Origin of the sequence: Nitrosomonas sp. Is79A3 (genome assembly GCF_000219585.1) — a bacterium.
In the GTDB taxonomy this organism is placed as follows: Bacteria; Pseudomonadota; Gammaproteobacteria; order Burkholderiales; family Nitrosomonadaceae; genus Nitrosomonas.
Window position 1 is genome coordinate 3,514,914 of sequence record NC_015731.1, and the last position, 19,718, is coordinate 3,534,631.

Below are 19,718 nucleotides of genomic sequence, written 5' to 3' on the forward strand. Positions count from 1 at the left end.
ATAGGCGAAAGTCGCCTGAAAATTTCTCAAAATAGATGGGGGTGAAATAATCACTGAGATGATAAGACTTGAGAAAATTATAAAAACAAACGCACTCTTGTTGGGATAGCGGATTCAAATTAGGTTTCTATGCAAAAACTATACTCTATGCGGGTCTCGATGTCGATGATACGTAGCGCCATGGTTCAGCATTGAAAAAAGCGGCCGGCAGCCAATAAACAACCCCGTGGCAAAACTACAGTGAATCGCAAATCCATTTCAAATATCGACCGACGAAAAAACCACCGCTTGATCGTTAAAGTTCACTTAGTCAAGTAACTAATCAGATTTCTTTTTAAGTAGTTGATCGAGCTTTACATTGATCTCATCGATCGCAGTCATTGCGCTCTGGGCCTTGGATTCTGCGACTTTTGCTGCATTTACTGCAGCCTTGGCGGCAGTAAGAGCTGTGCTATCCGTTGGGCTGCTTGGCGCTGCAGCGGTCGCAGATTTATTGCTGGGCATAGGTGGCATTGATTGTGCCACTGGTGTGGCAGACTTCCCCGCTTCTTGGGTAGATTGCCGAAGGACACGCTCTACATCATCTTTCCGCGCCAATAGAGAGCGCAATTGCAGCAGCTTACCCAGGGCACCGTACCAGAACGGCGCGCCTAGGCTGAGAAGCAGGATTGAGAGGAAAACCCCAGCAGGATTTACATTTTTCCAGCTATCTGACCACTCACCTATTTTGGGCACCACCAGAATGCCTTCATTTGCCAAGGATCTATAAAGAACCTTTACTGATTCCGGTGCAGTTGCAGCAGATTGACCCGATGGATTTTCCGCAAGGTTATTATTTTCCTTACTCTGGACTTCATCAATGGCTGCTTGCACGATTGCCGTTCGCGTTGATTCATCCATGGCCAAGCGGTTGACCAGCATGATTGTATCAAGCTGCAACGCCACAGCAACAAGGGTTGCGCTTAAAAAAGCCAGGATGCGGGCATTGAAGGTGAATCGATCACTGACACGATCGATGATCGAATCAAAGCGGCTATTAATTTTAGCAAGGAATTGACTGGGGGCATATCGCATTAAAGCAATGTTGTGTCGAACATTGCTTGCCATTTCAGGACTGGATTTCTCCAGTTGGAGCGCAAATAGCCGCACATTATCCAGGGTTTGCTCAGGATTGACGATCCCGTTGGCTGCCATTGTGTTCTTAAGAGCTCTCAATGCCTGCTGCTGGATCTTGGTAATTTTTTGATCCGGAGTTTCTGCTTTGGAAGCCAGTTCCAGAAGTATCTTGGTCAACTCTTCGCGGTGAATCACATCACCATATCGAACAATGCCAAATGAAGTTCCACCGTTGACAGCCTGGTGCGTCAGGATCATTTTTACAATCTCTTGTGCGTGTCTTTTTGAAAATCCAGGATCAAGCTGCTCAATCATACCAACAAGCCCTGCCAGTAGATTCCGCCCCCGGCTTCCGCTTACAGCAATGATTGCTTGCGTAATCATCGTCACAGCCATACTGGCGACCAGCATAATGACGGATAATCCAATAAGTATATCAATTGATTTGAACATCATTTCTCCTCACCGCAAGTTGATGCCGTTTTGCATACTGCTTCCACGCAATCTGATTTTCGTGATTAAACCTATGGTCGTTCCATTTTAAAAGCTATGGAGCCTCTGAATAACTGTCATTTCGAGCATAGCGAAAAATCTATACAGTTGATTGCCAAAGATTCCTCACTACGTTCGGAATGACAAAGGTGAGTCATTCGGAGATTCCCTATAAAACTTCCAGCGCAAAAGCTGTTTTCGTTGTGGTATTAAAATTTATCCAGCCTGCCTGATTTTGCACCGCGCTGAAAAACCGATTGGCGCCCTCGACTGTTTGGCTTGGGTACATTTCCAGATTTGTTCCTTTGCTTTCCTCTTTTTCTTCAGGCATATCATAATCAAAAGAAAATTCACCGACCAGTGGCCAATCATTCATTTTGTCAATGAAATACCAGAAACTCAAACAGGCTTTGACAGTTAGTAATTCTTCGCCAAATCGAAATTGGCAAAGCTTACGAACCACTTCGTATACCTGAAAGTCATTGATTGTTTTGATTTCAGTCTTTTCGTCAATCGGCAGTTCTTTTAACCCCGGGAACAGAGCGGCCAGTTTCTTCACCTTATTTAAATCAGGCATCTCAGCAGTTTTGATTGATGTGGAATGAGAAAATTTGCTGACAAATGGCGGCAGAATATCTTCCTCAAATTTATGATCGTTTTTTTCATACGTGCACGATAGATCCCGGGCAGCTGCAATATAGCGATCGGATGACCGGTATTTGAGGTTGATCTGGAATCTCTTTTCCGCGTTGGCTTCATCGCGTAATCGTAGCGAGTAACCCTGCTGGCGAAGGGCGAGTTCCGGGGTATCCAAGTACGAGGTTAGACGAATTTCTTCGTCTTCTTTTTTGTTTTGTATTTTTTTGATAACCCCGCCTTCTTTCTTGATAAGAAACTCAATCAGGCGCAGGAATACTTCGATCCCTTCTTCCCTGTCCTTGAAACGATCTGTATTCAGCATCAATTTATATTCTCGTGAAGTAATAGGACGATTGGATGAATTCATGTTCTTCTCCTCTTTATCACATTGATCCTGATTGGTTTCATTTCTGCTTCAGAATCCAGGCCGGATCAATCAGTCTAAAATATGTTCACCCAGGAGCAATGCCAGAAATTTCTCGCGCGTTGCGCTGGATGAATCCCGGTAAAGCGTATATTTCGCATGCTGATTCGGTTGTTCCGGATTGATTTCGATACCCCATAACGGCGCCAGCGTCATCGGTAAATTGGAATAGCGCACATCCACGAGCACATTCGGTTGCTCCGGACGAATCGCAAGCAATCCTGCCGAGAAATGGCTGAAACGCGCGATATCGTTGGCCAGTACCGACGACGGCGGCAATGTACTCAAATCGCGCTCCAGGATAAATTTTTCAACGGATTCTCCCGGATAAATGCGTGCTTCGGAAAACAAACCGGCGCGGATTGCATCTACATAGAGCCTGCCCTCAAATTCGTAGATGGAACGCCACAGTACCAGGTTAGCGAGCGTCGGTTTCACCAGCAATTGTTCCGCACGATGCCCCCTTTCCGCAATTAGTGTTTCCGCGACGTTTTCAGCGCGATGCAATTGCATCCAACCGAATGATAGGTAAACCCCCGCGAGCAATAACCCAATCCGGGCCGCCGTGTGATTGTATTTCCTGAAAGCAATCACCCCGGCAATCAGTAAGATCAACGTGAAAGCCGGATCCAGTACCGAAATGATATTAAACGCCACGCGCGCATCGCTCACTGGCCAGAGCAGATTGGTACCATAGCTGGTAAAAGCATCCAGCACGCCGCTCAAACAATAGCCGAGCAAAGCAAATAAATACAGACGGGCAAAGGGCAGGCGTTTGCGCAAAAATGGCCACAGCAGCAGCGCTGCAATTAAGGCACCGAACGGCACAAAAAACAGCGAATGCGTGAAATGGCGATGGAACTCGATATTCAATAGGGGATCATTCGACGACTGAATCAAAATATCGGCATCCGCAGCAATTCCAGCAAAAAAACCAATGCCGGTCGCAAGTCGCGTTTCCTGTTGTTTGGCTCCTGATTGCGCCATCGTGGCGCCGAGCAATCCCTGGGTCAATAAATCCATATTCTAAAAGGCGATAAATGAAAAGATACTTATTAGTGTACTAGAAAGTATATTACTGATTCTTCAAGATCCAATAGCCCGAAATGAGTGCACCTCTGCATTCCCCATCAATAGCACTAAGCATGGCGCGACTACAATCATTTGAATTATTTCAGAGGAAGTCGAATCGCTTCCCCGAGCTGAGTCCCTTTCCGCTCATAAAAAGTAACCCGGACTTCAGACAAATCGGCGTCGATTCTTGCAAAGTTATCCGTAGTATATACCGGTGACGTCAACTCACTCGTGTAGTGCCGATCCATGCCAAGTAATTTTTCACCAAACAAGAAATCGCTCTTTGTCATATGCGGATAAGGCCAGAAAAACGATGAAGAGATGATCGAGTGGATAGAAAAATCAGGGTTTGATTCCAGGGTAAGCTGGCTGGTGAAGGAGCAATGGACGTCACCTGACACGAACACCACTTTGCGAATCTTATTGTTATAGATGTGTTCAAGGATGGCTTGCCGTTGCATCGGGAAGGCGCCCCATTTGTCCTTGGCATCCTCACTTTCCGCACTCAGGTCCGGAAAAACCGGAACAGACGTAACAACGAACTTAACTCGGCCAGAGCCGTCGTTAAGCCAGTCCAACAATCCCGCCATTTGCACTTCGCTGATCATTCTCTCGCCAGATTTCGATAGCTTTCGCTCAGTGCGGGAATCCATTACGAACCAATCTGCGCATCCGTCCGAGAATTGGTACCAGAAACGCGAAAGCGTACCGTCAATGCGGCCATCTTCGCGTGCAGAAAAAAGTGGACTATGGCTGCACTGATAAATTTGATAGGCGTGAATAGCATGGGGATACAGGGTTACCCAATCTCGCTTCGTCGCTTTGGAGGGCCAATTGTCCTCTATTTCGTGATCGTCAAGAATCATATAGGTTGGCACTTGCGCCATCAGTTTGCAAATATTCTCTTGCGAGAAAACATTGCGGTAGCGCTCGAGAAATTGATCCAGACGAGTGTCCGGCGAAACAAAATTGAGGTCGTCAGCGTAAATCTGATCACCGATCATCAGCAAGGCATCGATATGCAACTCTTGCTCGATTTGTTGCAAAATAGTACGAAACACCTTATCGCCACGATCGTCAAACCATGCGCCGCCAAAGAGACGCAAGAGGTAACGGCAGGAGCCGACCACATAGGATCGCGCAACATTGGTGTCCGAAGTGCTGGTTCTAAAACTCATTTGGAAACCATCAATTTGATCCGGCCATTCGAGTTGTCTGTCGTCGAGAATCTGAACCATCTCCAACTCGGAATCAGCATAGAACCAACCTGCCTGATACTCATATTTCGTGCTCGGGGACAATCCATTCAGCACGAAAACACCGGTCATGTCAAAGTTAGGCGAAAGCTTGTTAAATACCGGTTTGGACCAAGCCTCCAAGCCCGCCGCCCGCCATCTCACTACACCGAAACAGCGCCGGAATTCAGTGCCTTGACGCTCATCCATGCCACGTAAGAATATCCTCGTTTGATTGGGCGTGGTGTATCCGATGATCGGCCCAATCGTGGGCGTTTGAATTTTCATTTACTTCTCCAATTAACTGGCTGTCGGATATCTTGCATATTGGTTCTTAACTTATTACTTGACCATTAAGAACAATGCATTCTAATAAAAAAGCTTAAATATCCATTGTTGATTTATGCTAGACCTTTTATGTCACTATATAGATTTTACCTAACCCAGTCATTAGATTTGCTGCGACACTTGTTACACTAGATTCTATTTATTTTGAAAATCCGAAAAAGTATAAATAGAGAAAATGGGCTTTACCGGAGAAACCATTGCAATTGCCAATAATTTATCGACTAATAAAATGAGCCATTTGCAAGCCTCATCAATTAACAAGAGACGCAGACATCTCAACACTTGGCTTCTAGTTCTAGCAGGTCTTCTGATCGCCGCCGGAATTAGTCTTTATATATTTCGGTACCCCCTGTTAGAGACGCTTATCAACGATCAGCTACAAAAACAGGGGATTCCGCTGCAATCCATTTCAGTTCTCGATATTTCACTCAATTCCTTACACTTGCAGGATCTGACAGCAGGTGATAACAAGGAATTGCGTGTTGGAAAAATTCTGGTCGCTTGGCAACTGCAGGATCTGCTCGCCGGAAAACCGGCATCGGTTGAGATCAGCGGTTTGCAATGGGTGCTCGATTTGAACGGAGAACGCTTTCCTTCGGATTCTCTGCAAGCCATGACGTCAACGACTGGAAGAGATGTCAACATACCCTGGCTACCTGCCTTTTCTCTCAAGGATTCGGCGATTCATCTCCATTCGTCGGCGGGTGATTTGGTGGTTGCTTTGGCTGGCGACATCAAGCAAGACCAGCCGGGCACTCAGGCGATACGTCTCGGCGCCGAAGTCTCCGGTTCACTTGGTCAAACCAACGTAACGCTAACTGCGATTCTGGATAGGCAGGGTAACATGCGGGGCAAGATCTCCGTTGCAGAAGGCATACTGAACTTGCGTGAGGCAAAAATCTCCAATTTCTCGGGCGAAGTAACTTTTACAGCTGCGGCAATGCGGCTACAACACATCCACACAGAACTTACTTTATCCGATATTAAATTGCCGGGAAAAATGTCAGAGAAACCAGTCTCAGAACAAGCTGATAAAGACTCGGCAGCATTCCTATTGCCTGACACGGCCATTGATCAAATCAGTGTCAAAGGAGATATCCGCGGATTACCGGATTCCTGGGTAGGACAGCTCGATTTAGGTATCGTTGGCGGCCAATCGATCATTGGTTCTATGGATATCCGGCAGATATCTGTTTCCTTACCAATGCAAGTTATTCTCGATCAGGCTAGCTGGCGCATTGGACTGCGCAATCCGGGGCAGGTTACCTTGGGCAAGATTAACTCCGGCACTGCTTTGCGCTTCCAGAATCCTTTGAGGTTTTCAATTTCCAAAGCCAATCTGGAGTTGGTTAAGAATTCGCAGAGCTTGGCAGTTAAACAGGATATCGCTATAGCTCCCGCCAGTTTTACCATGCTGATTGATCAAGATAAATCTCCGGCCATTGAGGCACAGATTCAGCCAGGAAAAATAACTCTGACCGGAGCATTCAACACCAAACAGAAGTACCAGGGACGTTTTACTATCAGCGATGCAGCGGTATTGTTGCCGCAATCTCAACTACAATCGCAGGCTATCTCAGCCACGCTGCATCTGAATGACCCAGAAACCGGCACTACCGCTGATTTTACTGTCGGCCAATTGCAACATCTGGCACCCGAGCCGCTGTTCGCAGCGCTGTCCATTTCCGGCGGCATCCGGAATGAAGCCGCCGCAGGAAAACCAGTGGAGTATGCTTTAAACGTTGCGGGCGGCGTACCGGATTTACGCTATTTAAAAATCACCGGTAAGCATTCGCCCGGCAGCGGTAACGGGATGGTAAAAGCCGAGATTGTTCCGCTCAATTTCTCATCAGACCGCTTGCAGCCCAATACACTTTCCCCTGCTCTATCCCAGTTAGAAAATGTGAGCGGTCAGATCAGCGCGAGCGCGCAATTCAAATGGTCCAACAAGGGAATACATAGCAGTCGCGGTGCGTTTGAATTGCGCCATGTATCATTTACTCAAGAAACCGCCAAGATTAGCGATCTCAATGCATCACTCAATTTAGAGAACTTATTATCGCCCAGCAGCCCGCCGCAGCAGACCATCACGATCCGGCGCATTGATTTCGGCATACCGGTTGAGAATCTGCTGGTTTCCTACCAGATCGAGGCTGCTGATCCACCGCGTATCGCGCTTGAGAAAGCGCAATTTTCCATGATGGATGGCATCCTCTCATTAGCACCCGCGATCATTAACCCTGCCGCTACGCACACCGACATCCTGATCCGCGCGAACAACATTGATCTGAAGCCCTTTTTTAATTTGATTCAAATCGATGGTCTCACCGGAAGCGGGCATCTGGATGGTCAGATTCCGCTCCGCTTGGAAGATAATCAGGTTATGATAAGGAAAGGCCATTTAGCAGCAAAGGCACCGGGTGTTTTGCGCTTCCAATCCGCAAAAGCTTCACAACTGTTAGCCACCGCCGGTGAAGAGATGAACTTGTTACTGCAAGCTGTGCAGGATTTTCATTACACCGAGCTGTCACTGGATCTGGATAAATCGGCAGCACATGGTTTGATCGCCAAACTTTCCTTGCTGGGGAATAATCCTGAGGTTAAGGATGGGCAGGTTTTTCGCTTGAATATCAATTTGGAAAGTGATATCGACAAAATTCTGCAGACGATTAATCAAGGCTACAATTTAACCCATGAAATTCTGCGTAGCGCGTTCAGGCGTCATTAAGTTAGATTGCATCATATTTATAGCCATAGAGCACAGTTATGCTCATTACCGGTTCCCAGCCAAAATACAGCTTGGGAATCCATTAGAAAAGGAGTGCAATCATGCGCAAAATTGATCGAATGACAAATACGATACGCATCACAGTAATCCTGATCCTTTGCGGCCTGGTGATCACTGCGTGCGCACCGACAGTCAAGCTGGAAACACCACAGGAACCGATTACGATTAATCTCAATATCAAGCTGGATGCTGATATCCGGGTAAAACTTGAAGAAGAAGCCAAGAAAGATATCGCGGCCAACCCCGGCATTTTCTGATATTAAACGAGACAAGGAGAACACTATGCAGCGTATTCCAAAAATGACAGTTAAAAACCCGCTAGCGCGGATCAGCGGCTCTATTTTGCTGGCTCTCGCACTCTGCACAACCCCGGCATGGGCTGATGCGCTCGATGATCTGCGCGCATCGGGTGCGATTGGAGAAACGTTCGAGGGCTATGTCGTGGCAAGAGAAGCGAGTGCTCGGGCAGAAGCCGATGCGATTAACGCCAAGCGCAAAGCAATTTACCAGGAAAAAGCCGCCGCACAGGGAATAGACATTGAGCAGGTAGGGAAAGTATATGCGGCAGAAATTATCCGGAAAGTTCCCGCAGGAACCTGGATTCAAGTCAATGGGCAATGGAGAAAGAAATAGCCCAAAACAAATCCGGCGAGAAAATAAAGCTCGCATACCATATTCTCTGCTGATTATTTAATTTTAGAAACTTCATCAGAATTTTTCTGCAGCAAATCGCTGCCCGTAAATTTCTACTTCGTTTAGGATAGATAAAAATAAGCAATTCGCTTATTCCCTTATTAAAGCGACAATTTTATAATTTGGATAATAAAATTATATATTTTGAGGTCAGTCAATGAGACAATCTGACATCTAAATTATTCTTTTACCATGTTAGTAGCTTCACTGCACTCTCAACGGCTGATCTAAGGAGAAAAAAATGACATTCCACGTATTCCACATTAACGAAGTCTATTCAAATGCTAATGGAACTGTTCAATTCATCGAATTTTCAGGAGATGCGAATGACCAGGACGAGTGGGCAGGACATACCATTACTTCGACCAATGGCGTTACCACTAACACATACACTATTCCTACGAATCTGCCTAGCGAAGCAACCCTCAACAAAACGGTACTGGTTGCGACCCAAGGGTTTGCGGATTTGGGTATTGTTACACCCGATTACATCATTCCGAATGGATTCCTATTTACCACCAGTGGCATCGTGAATTTTCCCGGAATGGTTGGAGGCAAGATAACCTACGCCACATTACCGGTTGATGGAATAAAGTCACTCAACCCTGACAGCTCCTCTGGAATCAATTCCCCCCAAAATTTTGCGGGTGATACCGGCACTGTACCCAGCAATGTGTTTTCTGGGACAGATGGTCCAGACAATTTGGTAGGTACATCAGGGGATGATTTTATCCTGGGTGCCGACGGTCAAGACACGCTGAATGGTACGGGAGGCAATGACACACTGAGCGGGGGCTTGGGTGTTGATACTGCAATCTACAACAGCAATCGTGCGAACTACTCGATTCTCGGAACAAGTACCGGTCTCAGCATTTCCGGGCCCGATGGTAACGATACAGTTTCCGGTATTGAGCGTTTTCAATTTACCGATAAAAATATTGCTGTTGATCTTAATGCCGGGCAAGCAGCCAGCAACACGGTTCGAATTATCGGCGCCGCGTTCGATGCGCCTACCATTGACGAACATCCGGATTATGTTGGTATCGGATTAAATCTGTTTGACTCCGGCCAGAGTATATTGGAAGTAGCGCAACTCGTGATCGGCGTGTTGGGTAATCCTAGTAATGGGGCTTTTGTGGATAAAGTCTTCCAGAACGTAGTGGGCGCAGCGCCTTCGGCTGCAGATCATGATTTTTATGTCGGATTGCTACAGGGCAGCGGCGGATCATATACGCAGGCGGAGCTGCTAGTACTTGCTGCTAATTCTGATGTCAATGCAACGAACATTGATCTTGTCGGGCTTCAGCAAAGCGGTGTAGTTTTCGCATAGCGATTGTGCTCGCTATAGGTTTTCTTGCACGGCGTTGCGTATGTGGGGCGTTATTTCTCTGAAGCCGTTTTAGATTGATTCGGCTTTTATTCTGGCGATTCGCGCCTCGCGTACCTTCGCATTAATTGCCAGGGGTAATTTTGTGGAATCCGAAAAACTCTGGCTTAATTCGGCTGCAATTGCACCGGCGTCTACACTTTTTGCTGCAACATAGGCCTGCTGAAACCGCTCAGCTTGAACATAAGCTTTTGTTGCATAACCGGGACGTCCATGAAAATCACACGCACAGGCTTGTAAAAATTCTTCGAATCTCCCAGGTTTCCGGTAGGCATCAACCGCTTGCAGTATATCCGCTAGCGTAGATGGCTTGAGTTCTTCCGCCCGATGCACATTACCGTGATAGCGGGCGACCAGTAACGCAAGATCACGGGAATCCTTGGGGATTCTGATGCGTTCGCATAAATTCCGCGTCAAATCAATGCTGCGCTCTTCATGACCGATATGGCGCGGCCATTCCTCGGGCGGTGTCGTGCCTTTACCTAAATCATGCGTCAGCGTTGCAAAACGCACTGGCAACGAATAATTCCTTACTGCAGCGTAATCAATGGCCAGCATGATGTGCAGCCCGGTATCGATTTCAGGGTGGGCATGCGCCGGTTGTGGAACTCCAAATAACACATCGACCTCCGGCAAGATACGCGTCAGGGCACCGCATTCGCGCAGCACATAGAACATTCGTGAAGGATTTTCTTCCATCAGTCCGCGCGCAAGCTCTTGCCAGACGCGCTCAGGTACCAGCGCATCCACTTCACCGTTATGCACCATTTCACTCATCAGCGCCAATGTTTCCGGTGCAATGCGAAAACCGAAACGCGCCGCAAAGCGCGCAGCTCTGAGAATACGTACCGGATCTTCGGAAAATGCAGGACTGACATGGCGCAATATGCCAGCTTCCAAATCGGCGACACCGTTAAACGGGTCGATGATATTGCCTGTTTCGTCTTTGGCAATCGAATTGATGGTTAAGTCACGCCGCGCCAAATCTTCCTGCAAAGTGACTTGCGGTGAGGCAAACACCTCAAATCCCTTATACCCGAGTGAAATTTTTCGTTCGGTACGGGCCAATGCATACTGCTCATGGGTTTGCGGATGCAAAAAAACCGGAAAATCCTTGCCGACCGGACGATAACCTAAACGCTCCATTTCCTCTGGCGAAGCACCCACAACAACATAATCATGATCTTTGACGGGCAACCCCAGCAGTTCATCGCGCACGGAACCACCCACCAGATAAGTCTTCACTGTTTACTCTAATCGCAGAATGAATGAAAGTTTAACCAACCGTTATTTCGCCGCCCGCACGACACCCAGACGCTGCTTAAGCGTTGGCGAATCGTGTCCATGATCCAAAACTTTGGCGTAATACATCGAGTTCTTCAAGACCTTTTTGACGTAATCGCGGGTTTCATTAAAAGGAATCGTCTCAGCATAAATCGCACCCTCCAGCGGCATGGTATTGTCGCGCCAGCGCCTGGCTCGTCCCGGCCCGGCATTATAAGCGGCTGAAGCCAGCAGCGGCTGATTGTCCAGCGTACCGAGCACATGCTTGAGATAATACGTGCCCAGTTGCAGATTGGTATTCACGTCCACCACGATATTCTGGCGGAAATTTTGTATGCCCAACTGCTTGGCAACCCATTCGGCAGTAGCGGGCATCAACTGCATTAAGCCCGCCGCCCCGGCATGGGATTTGATATCCGCAATGAAACGGCTTTCCTGCCGGATTAGACCATAGACCCAGGCTTCATCCAGCTCATGTTGCCGCAAAACCTTTTTGAGTGTTTCCCGATGCGGTGACAAAAAGCGCAGACTAAAATCATGCTGCGATACGGTCCGATTTGCGGTGTTAATCGCGCGATCATACATACCATGACGGCGGGCTACTTCTGCTGCTGCCAGTAACTCTGGGTCGCTAAAATTTCGGACGGTCCAGCTCCATTCACGGTACGCTTCGGTACGTAAATTCATACGGGAAAAAGCCAAAGCGCGCTGTATGCCAGGTTTATGCTCCATTGCGGACACTTCACCGCTGCTGACACGATAGGTTTTGTCCGCAATACTGAGCATTGTCCCCAGTTCTTCTCTCGCCAATTGGCCGTAAAAACTGTGTTCATCGCTGAGCGGAATAAGAATGTTATGCGCTTCCAGCGCTTCCCCTTTTGTTTTTAATGCGCGGGCTTTCCAGTAACGCCACGTATCAACCTGCTGCTCGGCTGGCGACATTCTGTTGATGGTTCTCAGGACTTCGTCCCAGTTGGTAACCCGTAATGCGGCACGTACCTGCCACGCGAGCACGGTATCCGAAGGCGGGTAAGGCTGCGCGGTATTTTGCGCTTCTCTGAACCAATCCAGTGCACGGGAATCATGCCGCATTGCGGCCCGATATCCCAGTCTTCCGAGGAAATAAGACCGGTCGGATGCGGTGAGCTGATCTTTTATTTTTAGCCACTGCACATACGCTTGATTAGTATCGTTGCGCAGCAAGCGCAGCAATGCAAACAGCACAATTTCACGGTCACTACGCGTCTTGATTTTGCTTTTCAGCGTCTCCAGGTAACGCTGCGGATTCTTCGCGGCATTATTCAAATCGGCGCTGTTCAGCGCATCGTTGCCAGTTAAATAACGATTAACATGTGTGGCCACGGCGGTTTGACCTTCTTCCAGCGCAGCCCGGATCCGTGTCCAGATATCTTGCTGAGAGATCTGCCCGCTGGAAATAAGCGCTTGAAAAATGGGTGTGCAACTATCCGGCATGCTGGTAGGCGTAGACCACAATGATCGCGCGTCCGTCAGTGCCGTTTTATCAGAGGCACTCAGGCGGCGCTGATAGTAATAGCACAATAGCTCGGTATCCTTATTGCCCAGCAGTGGGTATTCAGCGTCAAAAAGCTGCCATTGTTGATTTTTTCCCAGTATCTTGAGCCAGTCGGCCCGCAACCGGTCTGCAACCAGACTGCCTTCGTGCCGCTGCAAAAAATTTCTGATCGTTGCGATATCGGTCGTTTGCAACACCATGCGGAATTGATAATATTCGACATAAGGCCATAGCGCGTGGCGCTGCAACCGTCTGGCATAATCGTCTAGGCGCTTCGCATCGCCAGTCTGGAATGCCTGCCGGGCGGCAAGAAAATCGCTGTCCTGGTTTGCTGATAACGTTCCAGCATAAGCTAAAAGGATTAATCCAAAAAGGTAATTTCTCATAGCTAATAAAGTACAACCAATGGAGACTACAATAAAGAGACGGAAACGAGCACTCTGCAATCAATCCGGATTATCGCAGCAGCGCCGCGATAATCCAGTGTCATGCTTCAAGTTGATGTGAAATTTTAACGGCCAGTCTATAAACCGGCAATAACTTTCAAATGACGCCCTGACCCAGCATGGCTTCGGCTACTTTAACAAAACCAGCGATATTGGCGCCATCCACATAATTAACGCTGCCATCGGGTTTGGTGCCGTACTTCAGGCAGGATTTGTGAATTGCCTGCATAATTTCCTGCAAGCGCACATCCACTTCTTCCCGTGACCAGGACATGCGCATTGCATTTTGGCTCATTTCCAGCCCGGACGTTGCCACACCGCCCGCATTACTCGCTTTACCCGGCGCATACAGTACCTTGTTATGGATAAAACACTCAACGGCTTCCGCAGTTGATGGCATGTTGGCGCCTTCTGCAACACAAATAACACCATTTTTAACCAGGGTTTGCGCGTCCTCGCCATTGATTTCATTTTGTGTCGCGCACGGCAATGCCACTTGCACTGGCACATGCCAAGGTTTTACACCCGGCAAGTAAGTTACATTGACACGTTTGGCATATTCATCCAGACGCGCATACAAATGATTTTTTACTTCGACCAAGACCGCCAGTTTTTCCGGGGTAAAGCCAGCTTCATCCACAATCGTGCCGCTGGAATCGGATACAGTAACCACCTTGGCGCCTTGCGACATCGCTTTTTCCACGGCAAATTGCGCGACATTGCCCGAACCGGAAACAGAAACACGCATGCCTTCCAGATAACGCCCGGCATGCCTCAACACTTCCTGGGCAAAATACACCGTGCCATAACCGGTTGCTTCCGGACGAATCAATGATCCGCCAAAACTCAGTCCTTTCCCGGTAAACACACAATCCGCGCGATTGGATAATTTTTTCATCATACCCGCCATGAATCCGACTTCACGCCCGCCCACACCGATATCGCCTGCGGGAACGTCAGTATCGGAGCCGATATGCCGGAATAGCTCACTCATAAAAGCCTGACAGAAACGCATAATTTCGCCAGGGCTTTTCCCTTTCGGATCAAAATCGGAACCGCCTTTACCGCCGCCCATCGGCAACGTCGTCAATGCATTCTTAAAGGTCTGCTCAAACGCCAGGAATTTAAGAATCGATAAATTCACCGAAGGATGAAACCGGACGCCGCCTTTGTAAGGACCGATGGAAGAACTGTGTTGTATCCGGTAACCGCGATTAACTTTAACTTCACCATGATCATCAACCCAGGACACGCGAAATATAATCACCCGCTCCGGCTCGACCAAGCGATCCAGCAAGCCATGCTCCGCATAACGTGGATGTTCCATAATAAAAGGCCACAAACTCTCCACGACCTCAGTAACCGCTTGCATGTACTCTGGTTGATTAGGATTACGCTCAGCCACATACGCGCTGAACTCTTGAAGGCTCTTATATTTCATTTCATTTCCCCGGTTAGTGAAAGGTTATTTCAAATAGCCTAATTCTGCCAAATTAATGTACAGGCTGCACTGTATTTTTATTAAAAATGGGATTTTTTAGAAGTTATTTTCCAATAAGAAGATAACTTGAAATATCTATCCCTCTTACCAAGGATAGGTGATTCAAGTTATCTCGTCCATTAAAGGATAAATCTGTTGAAGGAAAACTAAGGAATAAGGGAAAAACTGATTGCTATTTACCGTTTTAATTTAAAAGAATCATCATAAGATTTCTTGCTTCTTAAGAATCTCGCGCTCCACTTATGAATACTTTAAGTACTTGTAATACTAAAACAATTAAACTTTTTCACTGTTCTGTGTATGGATGTATGCAATTGTTTCACCAACTGTAGCAATAACCAATTATCTGCTGCTATCAAGGGGATAGTTATGACAGGAAATTTAATTCGCAATAAAAATAAGCATTTGCTTAATTTATTTTTGTTTTTTCTCCTGACATTATTATCTCTGGGATTCCAATCTACCCCAGCCAAAGCTGAAATAATTTCTTATCCTGCGCAACTTGAGGGGTGTCTGCTTGGAGGAGCCCCATTCGCATCTATTAAACCTACATGTCCTGCTACAATTGCGGCATATTACAATGCAACATCGGTTTCTTGTTCGCATGAGATAATTTATGAATCCCAAGATGTTACTTGCACTGCATCAGGTTTTCATATGGGGGCACCTTGGACTTGGACAATATCACAGAGAATGTGGCCATGGTATGTATGTTCATACGGTGGTAACCCTACTGGGGTAGCAGCATACAATTGTGAGCAAAACACTACAAATATTTACCCAGTAAAAAATTTAGGAGTTGATTCGAACAGCTGTGGGCTATATGCAGGAAACCCAATACATACTCGAACCGGCAACAAATATATATTTGAATCTGATTATAACTCTCACCCGCTTGAGTTTACTCGCATCTACCACGGCACGCAAAATACACTTGACCGGCACATCGGTATACGGTGGCGGCATAGTTATAGTACCAAACTGGTTTTTATCCAATCTTTAATTTTTGCAGAACGCCCCGATGGCAGAACGATATTTTTCAGGCTTAATGGTGGTCTATGGGTAGGTGATGGTGATATTTCCGATAAACTCATTGAAGTTCCCGGTAGCGGCTGGCAGCTGACCACAGCCGATGACGCGATCGAAACCTACAACACTTCAGGTAAATTACTTTCCATCACTGATCGCAATGATCGCACGCAAACGCTCAATTATGACACCAACGGCCGCCTGGCAAGCGTTGCCGACGACACCGGTCGCGCACTGAGCTTTACCTACGATGGTTCCAGCCGCATCAATACGATGACTGATCCGGCAAATGGTGTCTTTCAATATACTTACGACGCTGCTGGCAATCTTGCTTCGGTGATCACACCCGATGCCAAAACCCGCACCTACCACTACAACGAACCCGCTTACACTAGCAATGCGAATCTGCCCAATGCGCTAACCGGCATCACCGACGAGAACGGCGTGCGTTATGCGACTTATACGTATGATACGCAAGGCCGCGCAGTAGTGACCGAACATGCGGGCGGTGCTGACCGGTATGTACTGGGCTACAGCGCAGATGGCAGCAACACCCTCGTTACCAATCCGCTGAATAGCCAATACACGCACACCTTCCAAACCATTCTTGGCGTGGCCAAAAGCACCGGTCAATCGCAACCGGCCGGTTCAGGGTGTAGTGCCGCTTCCAGTGCAACCACTTACGATGCCAACGGCAATGTCGACAGCCGCGCCGATTTCAATGGCAATAAAACCTGCTATGCCTATGATCTGACCCGGAACCTGGAAATCGCCCGAATTGAAGGTTTGGCTGCTGGTGCCGCTTGTCCGGGCGATTTGCTCAGTTACACACCGGCCGCCAACAGCAGCGAGCGCAAAACCCTCACGACCTGGCATGCCAGTTTTCGGCTGCCCGCGCTCATCGCTGAATCTAAGCGCGAAACCAGCTATGTGTATGATACTCACGGCAACGTCACACAGCATCAAATTAAAGACACCACCACCAATGCCACGCGCACGTGGAATACCAGCTATAGTTATCACCCCGGCGTTCCCGGCGTGATCCTGCAAAAATCCGAAGACGGCCCGCGCTTTGATGTAACCGATGTCACCACCACCGATTATTACGCGCCGGATGCTGCCTGTGCGGGTGGTCATTTGGGTTGCCGCGCACAAGTTGCCAGCATCACCAACGCATTGGGTCATATCACGCAAATCACGCGTTATAACGCCCACGGCCAGCCGGAAGAAATTATTGATCCGAATGGCTTGACCACAATACTTGCCTACGATATGCGCCAACGACTGCTGTCGCGCACCAGCGGCACAAAAATTACCAGCTACCAGTATGACGGCGTGGGGCAGCTCAAAAAAATTATTTTTCCGGATAACAGTTTCTTAAGCTACACCTTTGATGCCGCGCATCGTTTGACCGATATTACGGATAATCTCGGCAACCGCATCCACTACACGCTGGATAACATAGGTAACCGCACTAAGGAAGAACTTTTCGATCCGTTCAATAACCTGACAAAAACCCAACAACGCGAATTCGATGCGTTAAGCCGTCTGTGGAAAGACATCGGCGCACAAAGCCAGATCACCCAGTACCAATACGACGCGCAAGGCAATCTGAAGCAAATCACCGATCCGCTGCTGCATACCGCAGCCTATCAGTTTGATACGCTCAATCGCTTGACACAGACCACCGATCCAGCCAACGGCCATACCCGGCAAACCCTGGACGCGCTTGATCAGATCACGCAAGTCTCCGATCCGCGAGACATAGCCACCACCTACACGGTCAACGGCTTTGGCGATATCACCCAGGAAATCTCAGCCGATCGCAGCACGATCACTTACACCTATGATACCGGCGTTAACCTCAAAACGGTAACCGATGCGCGCGGTGTCAAACATACCTATACCTGGGATGCGCTCAATCGCCCGACCAAGCGTACCCATACCACAGTGACCGGAGTTCCCGGCGCAACCGCGCTGGTCTGGAGCTACGATACCGGCACCAATGGCATTGGGCGCCTGACCGGCATGACGGATGAATCCGGCTCTACCAGCTTCAGCTATGACTTGCATGGCCGTCTGCTCAACAAAACCCAAATCACCAAGATCGGTACCATCAATTACACCCAGACGCTGAGCTACCAATACGACAGCTTTGGCCGCGTTGAGCAAATGGTTTATCCTTCCGGCATGCAAGTCAGCACCACCTATGGTGCCGATGGCCGCCCAATTGAAATTCGTGTTAATGGCAGCCTGCTCCTCAGCAATATCGCTTATCAACCGTTTGGTGAACCCAAAAGCTGGGTGTGGGGAAATAATCAGGCGTATACACGCAGTTTCGACTTCGATGGTCGGCTCAAAACCCATCCTATAGGCAGCGACACCCGCACACTCACCTACGATGCCGCCAGCCGCATCACGCAAATGACCGATACCAATCCGGTGACTAACCGCACCTATGATTATGACGCGCTGGATCGTCTGATCAGCCAATCGGACAACAGCGGATTCAAATTGTGGAATTACGATGCCAACAGTAACCGCACGACTGCGCAATTTGGCGGCACCGGTTATCCGTATACCGTGGCAACGGATAGTAATCGCCTACAAAATGTTGCCGGGCCGGTTACCAAAACTTACAGCTATGACGCAGCCGGTAATCCTCTGAGCAATGGCGCAACAACTTTTACCTGGAATGCCGCTGGCAAACTCTCGGCCACAGTCAAGAACGCCAAAACGCACATCTATAAATACAATGCCCTGGATCAGCGCATCACCAAAAATGGTCCGTTGAATTCAAAGTTTTTCTTCTTCTATGATCCAACCGGGAAACTGATCGGTGAATACAAAGACAATTCCTTCACAACCACACCAGCAGATGATTGGTTAGTAAAACAAGAAACCATCTGGCTGGAAGATATTCCGGTAGCGGTGATCAAGAAAGCCACAGCCACCAGCCCGATCCAGGTGTACTTCATTCACGCCGATCATCTCAATACCCCGAGGGTGATCGTCAATCAAAACAACAACACCGTGTGGCGCTGGGAAAACACTCACGCCTTCGGTGCCAACCTGCCCGACGAAGACCCGGACGGCAACGGCCAACTCTTTGAATACCCCCCTCGATTTCCCGGGCAGTATTTTGATAAGGAAACCGGCTTGCATTACAATTATTTCCGGTATTATGAGCCGGAAACGGGAAGATATATCAGCCCTGATCCGATTGGGCTGGCAGGGGGTGTGAATGTTTATGGGTATGCTAGAGCTAACCCGATTTCATTTTTCGATTCGTTGGGATTAGCAAGCTGCACATATAGTATTTCAGCAGGTCGCTTGATTTGTATACCAGACAGCCCTGTTAACCCTGTTGTAGATATTCCTGTAGCTTCAGGGAATAATGGACGGAGTATGCAGTGCAAGAACAATCCTTCATGTATTAACATTCCAAATCGTGGTCCTATTCCAATAGGAATGTGGACTTGGAATATCAATGGGCCTGGGGCCGCCAATACCAAGTCTAATGGACGTCGTTTAGTCCCTGCTAAAGGTACGAATACTTTTGGCAGAAGTGGATTTCTTACTCATAGCTGCTTGAATGCTTTTGGTGCTTCCTTAGGTCCTACATTTTGCTCTGAAGGTTGTATTACTGGTTCTGCTAATAGCATGCAACAACTTAATCAATTACTCGATGCAGAACCCACAAGTACTTTAAATGTGATGGAGTAGAA

The 19,718-nt window shown here is 48.0% G+C and carries 12 protein-coding genes; 5 read left to right on the forward strand and 7 right to left on the reverse strand.

Annotation, left to right across the window (positions count from 1 at the left end; all coding sequences use genetic code 11):
• Positions 1–318: 318 nt before the first annotated feature.
• The 4 genes from NIT79A3_RS16335 to NIT79A3_RS16350 form a co-directional block, all read right to left on the reverse strand.
• A complete protein-coding gene (locus NIT79A3_RS16335; protein ID WP_013967248.1) occupies positions 319–1,569 on the reverse strand; it encodes a hypothetical protein in 1,251 nt (416 codons plus the stop codon).
• A 208-nt stretch (positions 1,570–1,777) separates the two neighbouring features.
• Complete coding sequence (locus NIT79A3_RS16340; RefSeq protein WP_013967249.1) at positions 1,778–2,614, reverse strand: hypothetical protein; 837 nt, start codon at positions 2,612–2,614, stop codon at positions 1,778–1,780.
• Positions 2,615–2,683: 69 nt separating this feature from the next.
• A complete protein-coding gene (locus NIT79A3_RS16345) occupies positions 2,684–3,694 on the reverse strand; it encodes a metal-dependent hydrolase (RefSeq protein ID WP_013967250.1) in 1,011 nt (336 codons plus the stop codon).
• Between the two features lie 146 nt (positions 3,695–3,840).
• Positions 3,841–5,268 carry an alkaline phosphatase D family protein gene (locus NIT79A3_RS16350; protein WP_013967251.1) on the reverse strand — a complete coding sequence of 476 codons (1,428 nt, stop codon included), beginning with the start codon at positions 5,266–5,268 and terminating at the stop codon, positions 3,841–3,843.
• Between the two features lie 235 nt (positions 5,269–5,503).
• Between NIT79A3_RS16350 and NIT79A3_RS16355 the strand changes: the two genes are divergently transcribed.
• The 4 genes from NIT79A3_RS16355 (at position 5,504) to NIT79A3_RS16370 (ending at position 10,139) form a co-directional block, all read left to right on the forward strand.
• Positions 5,504–8,056, forward strand: a complete 2,553-nt coding sequence (locus NIT79A3_RS16355; protein WP_013967252.1) for a YdbH domain-containing protein — start codon at positions 5,504–5,506, stop codon at positions 8,054–8,056.
• Between the two features lie 101 nt (positions 8,057–8,157).
• Positions 8,158–8,373 (forward strand): YnbE family lipoprotein, encoded by a 216-nt coding sequence (locus NIT79A3_RS16360; protein ID WP_013967253.1) that lies wholly within the window; start codon positions 8,158–8,160, stop codon positions 8,371–8,373.
• Positions 8,374–8,398: 25 nt separating this feature from the next.
• Positions 8,399–8,749 carry a YdbL family protein gene (locus NIT79A3_RS16365; RefSeq protein WP_013967254.1) on the forward strand — a complete coding sequence of 117 codons (351 nt, stop codon included), beginning with the start codon at positions 8,399–8,401 and terminating at the stop codon, positions 8,747–8,749.
• 301 nt (positions 8,750–9,050) lie between these two features.
• Positions 9,051–10,139, forward strand: a complete 1,089-nt coding sequence (locus NIT79A3_RS16370; RefSeq protein WP_013967255.1) for a hemolysin-type calcium-binding protein — start codon at positions 9,051–9,053, stop codon at positions 10,137–10,139.
• A 69-nt stretch (positions 10,140–10,208) separates the two neighbouring features.
• Here the strand turns inward: NIT79A3_RS16370 and NIT79A3_RS16375 are convergent, their stop codons facing one another.
• The 3 genes from NIT79A3_RS16375 to gdhA form a co-directional block, all read right to left on the reverse strand.
• Entirely contained in the window at positions 10,209–11,441 is a 1,233-nt protein-coding gene (locus NIT79A3_RS16375; protein ID WP_013967256.1) for a multifunctional CCA addition/repair protein, read from the reverse strand.
• 42 nt (positions 11,442–11,483) lie between these two features.
• On the reverse strand, positions 11,484–13,400 hold the full coding sequence (locus NIT79A3_RS16380; protein WP_013967257.1) for a lytic transglycosylase domain-containing protein: 1,917 nt from the start codon (positions 13,398–13,400) through the stop codon (positions 11,484–11,486).
• 157 nt (positions 13,401–13,557) lie between these two features.
• Positions 13,558–14,901, reverse strand: a complete 1,344-nt coding sequence (gene gdhA, locus NIT79A3_RS16385; protein WP_013967258.1) for an NADP-specific glutamate dehydrogenase — start codon at positions 14,899–14,901, stop codon at positions 13,558–13,560.
• Positions 14,902–15,330: 429 nt separating this feature from the next.
• On the opposite strand from gdhA, the gene NIT79A3_RS16390 reads away from it, so the two are divergent.
• Positions 15,331–19,716 (forward strand): RHS repeat-associated core domain-containing protein, encoded by a 4,386-nt coding sequence (locus NIT79A3_RS16390; RefSeq protein ID WP_013967259.1) that lies wholly within the window; start codon positions 15,331–15,333, stop codon positions 19,714–19,716.
• Positions 19,717–19,718: the final 2 nt, after the last annotated feature.

Coding starts and splice junctions, on each gene's coding strand:
- NIT79A3_RS16335 (WP_013967248.1), bottom strand. CDS start 1,569: ATGTTCAAATCAATTGATATACTTATTGGATTATCCGTCATTATGCTG.
- NIT79A3_RS16340 (WP_013967249.1), bottom strand. CDS start 2,614: ATGAATTCATCCAATCGTCCTATTACTTCACGAGAATATAAATTGATG.
- NIT79A3_RS16345 (WP_013967250.1), bottom strand. CDS start 3,694: ATGGATTTATTGACCCAGGGATTGCTCGGCGCCACGATGGCGCAATCA.
- NIT79A3_RS16350 (WP_013967251.1), bottom strand. CDS start 5,268: ATGAAAATTCAAACGCCCACGATTGGGCCGATCATCGGATACACCACG.
- NIT79A3_RS16355 (WP_013967252.1), top strand. CDS start 5,504: ATGGGCTTTACCGGAGAAACCATTGCAATTGCCAATAATTTATCGACT.
- NIT79A3_RS16360 (WP_013967253.1), top strand. CDS start 8,158: ATGCGCAAAATTGATCGAATGACAAATACGATACGCATCACAGTAATC.
- NIT79A3_RS16365 (WP_013967254.1), top strand. CDS start 8,399: ATGCAGCGTATTCCAAAAATGACAGTTAAAAACCCGCTAGCGCGGATC.
- NIT79A3_RS16370 (WP_013967255.1), top strand. CDS start 9,051: ATGACATTCCACGTATTCCACATTAACGAAGTCTATTCAAATGCTAAT.
- NIT79A3_RS16380 (WP_013967257.1), bottom strand. CDS start 13,400: ATGAGAAATTACCTTTTTGGATTAATCCTTTTAGCTTATGCTGGAACG.
- gdhA (WP_013967258.1), bottom strand. CDS start 14,901: ATGAAATATAAGAGCCTTCAAGAGTTCAGCGCGTATGTGGCTGAGCGT.
- NIT79A3_RS16390 (WP_013967259.1), top strand. CDS start 15,331: ATGACAGGAAATTTAATTCGCAATAAAAATAAGCATTTGCTTAATTTA.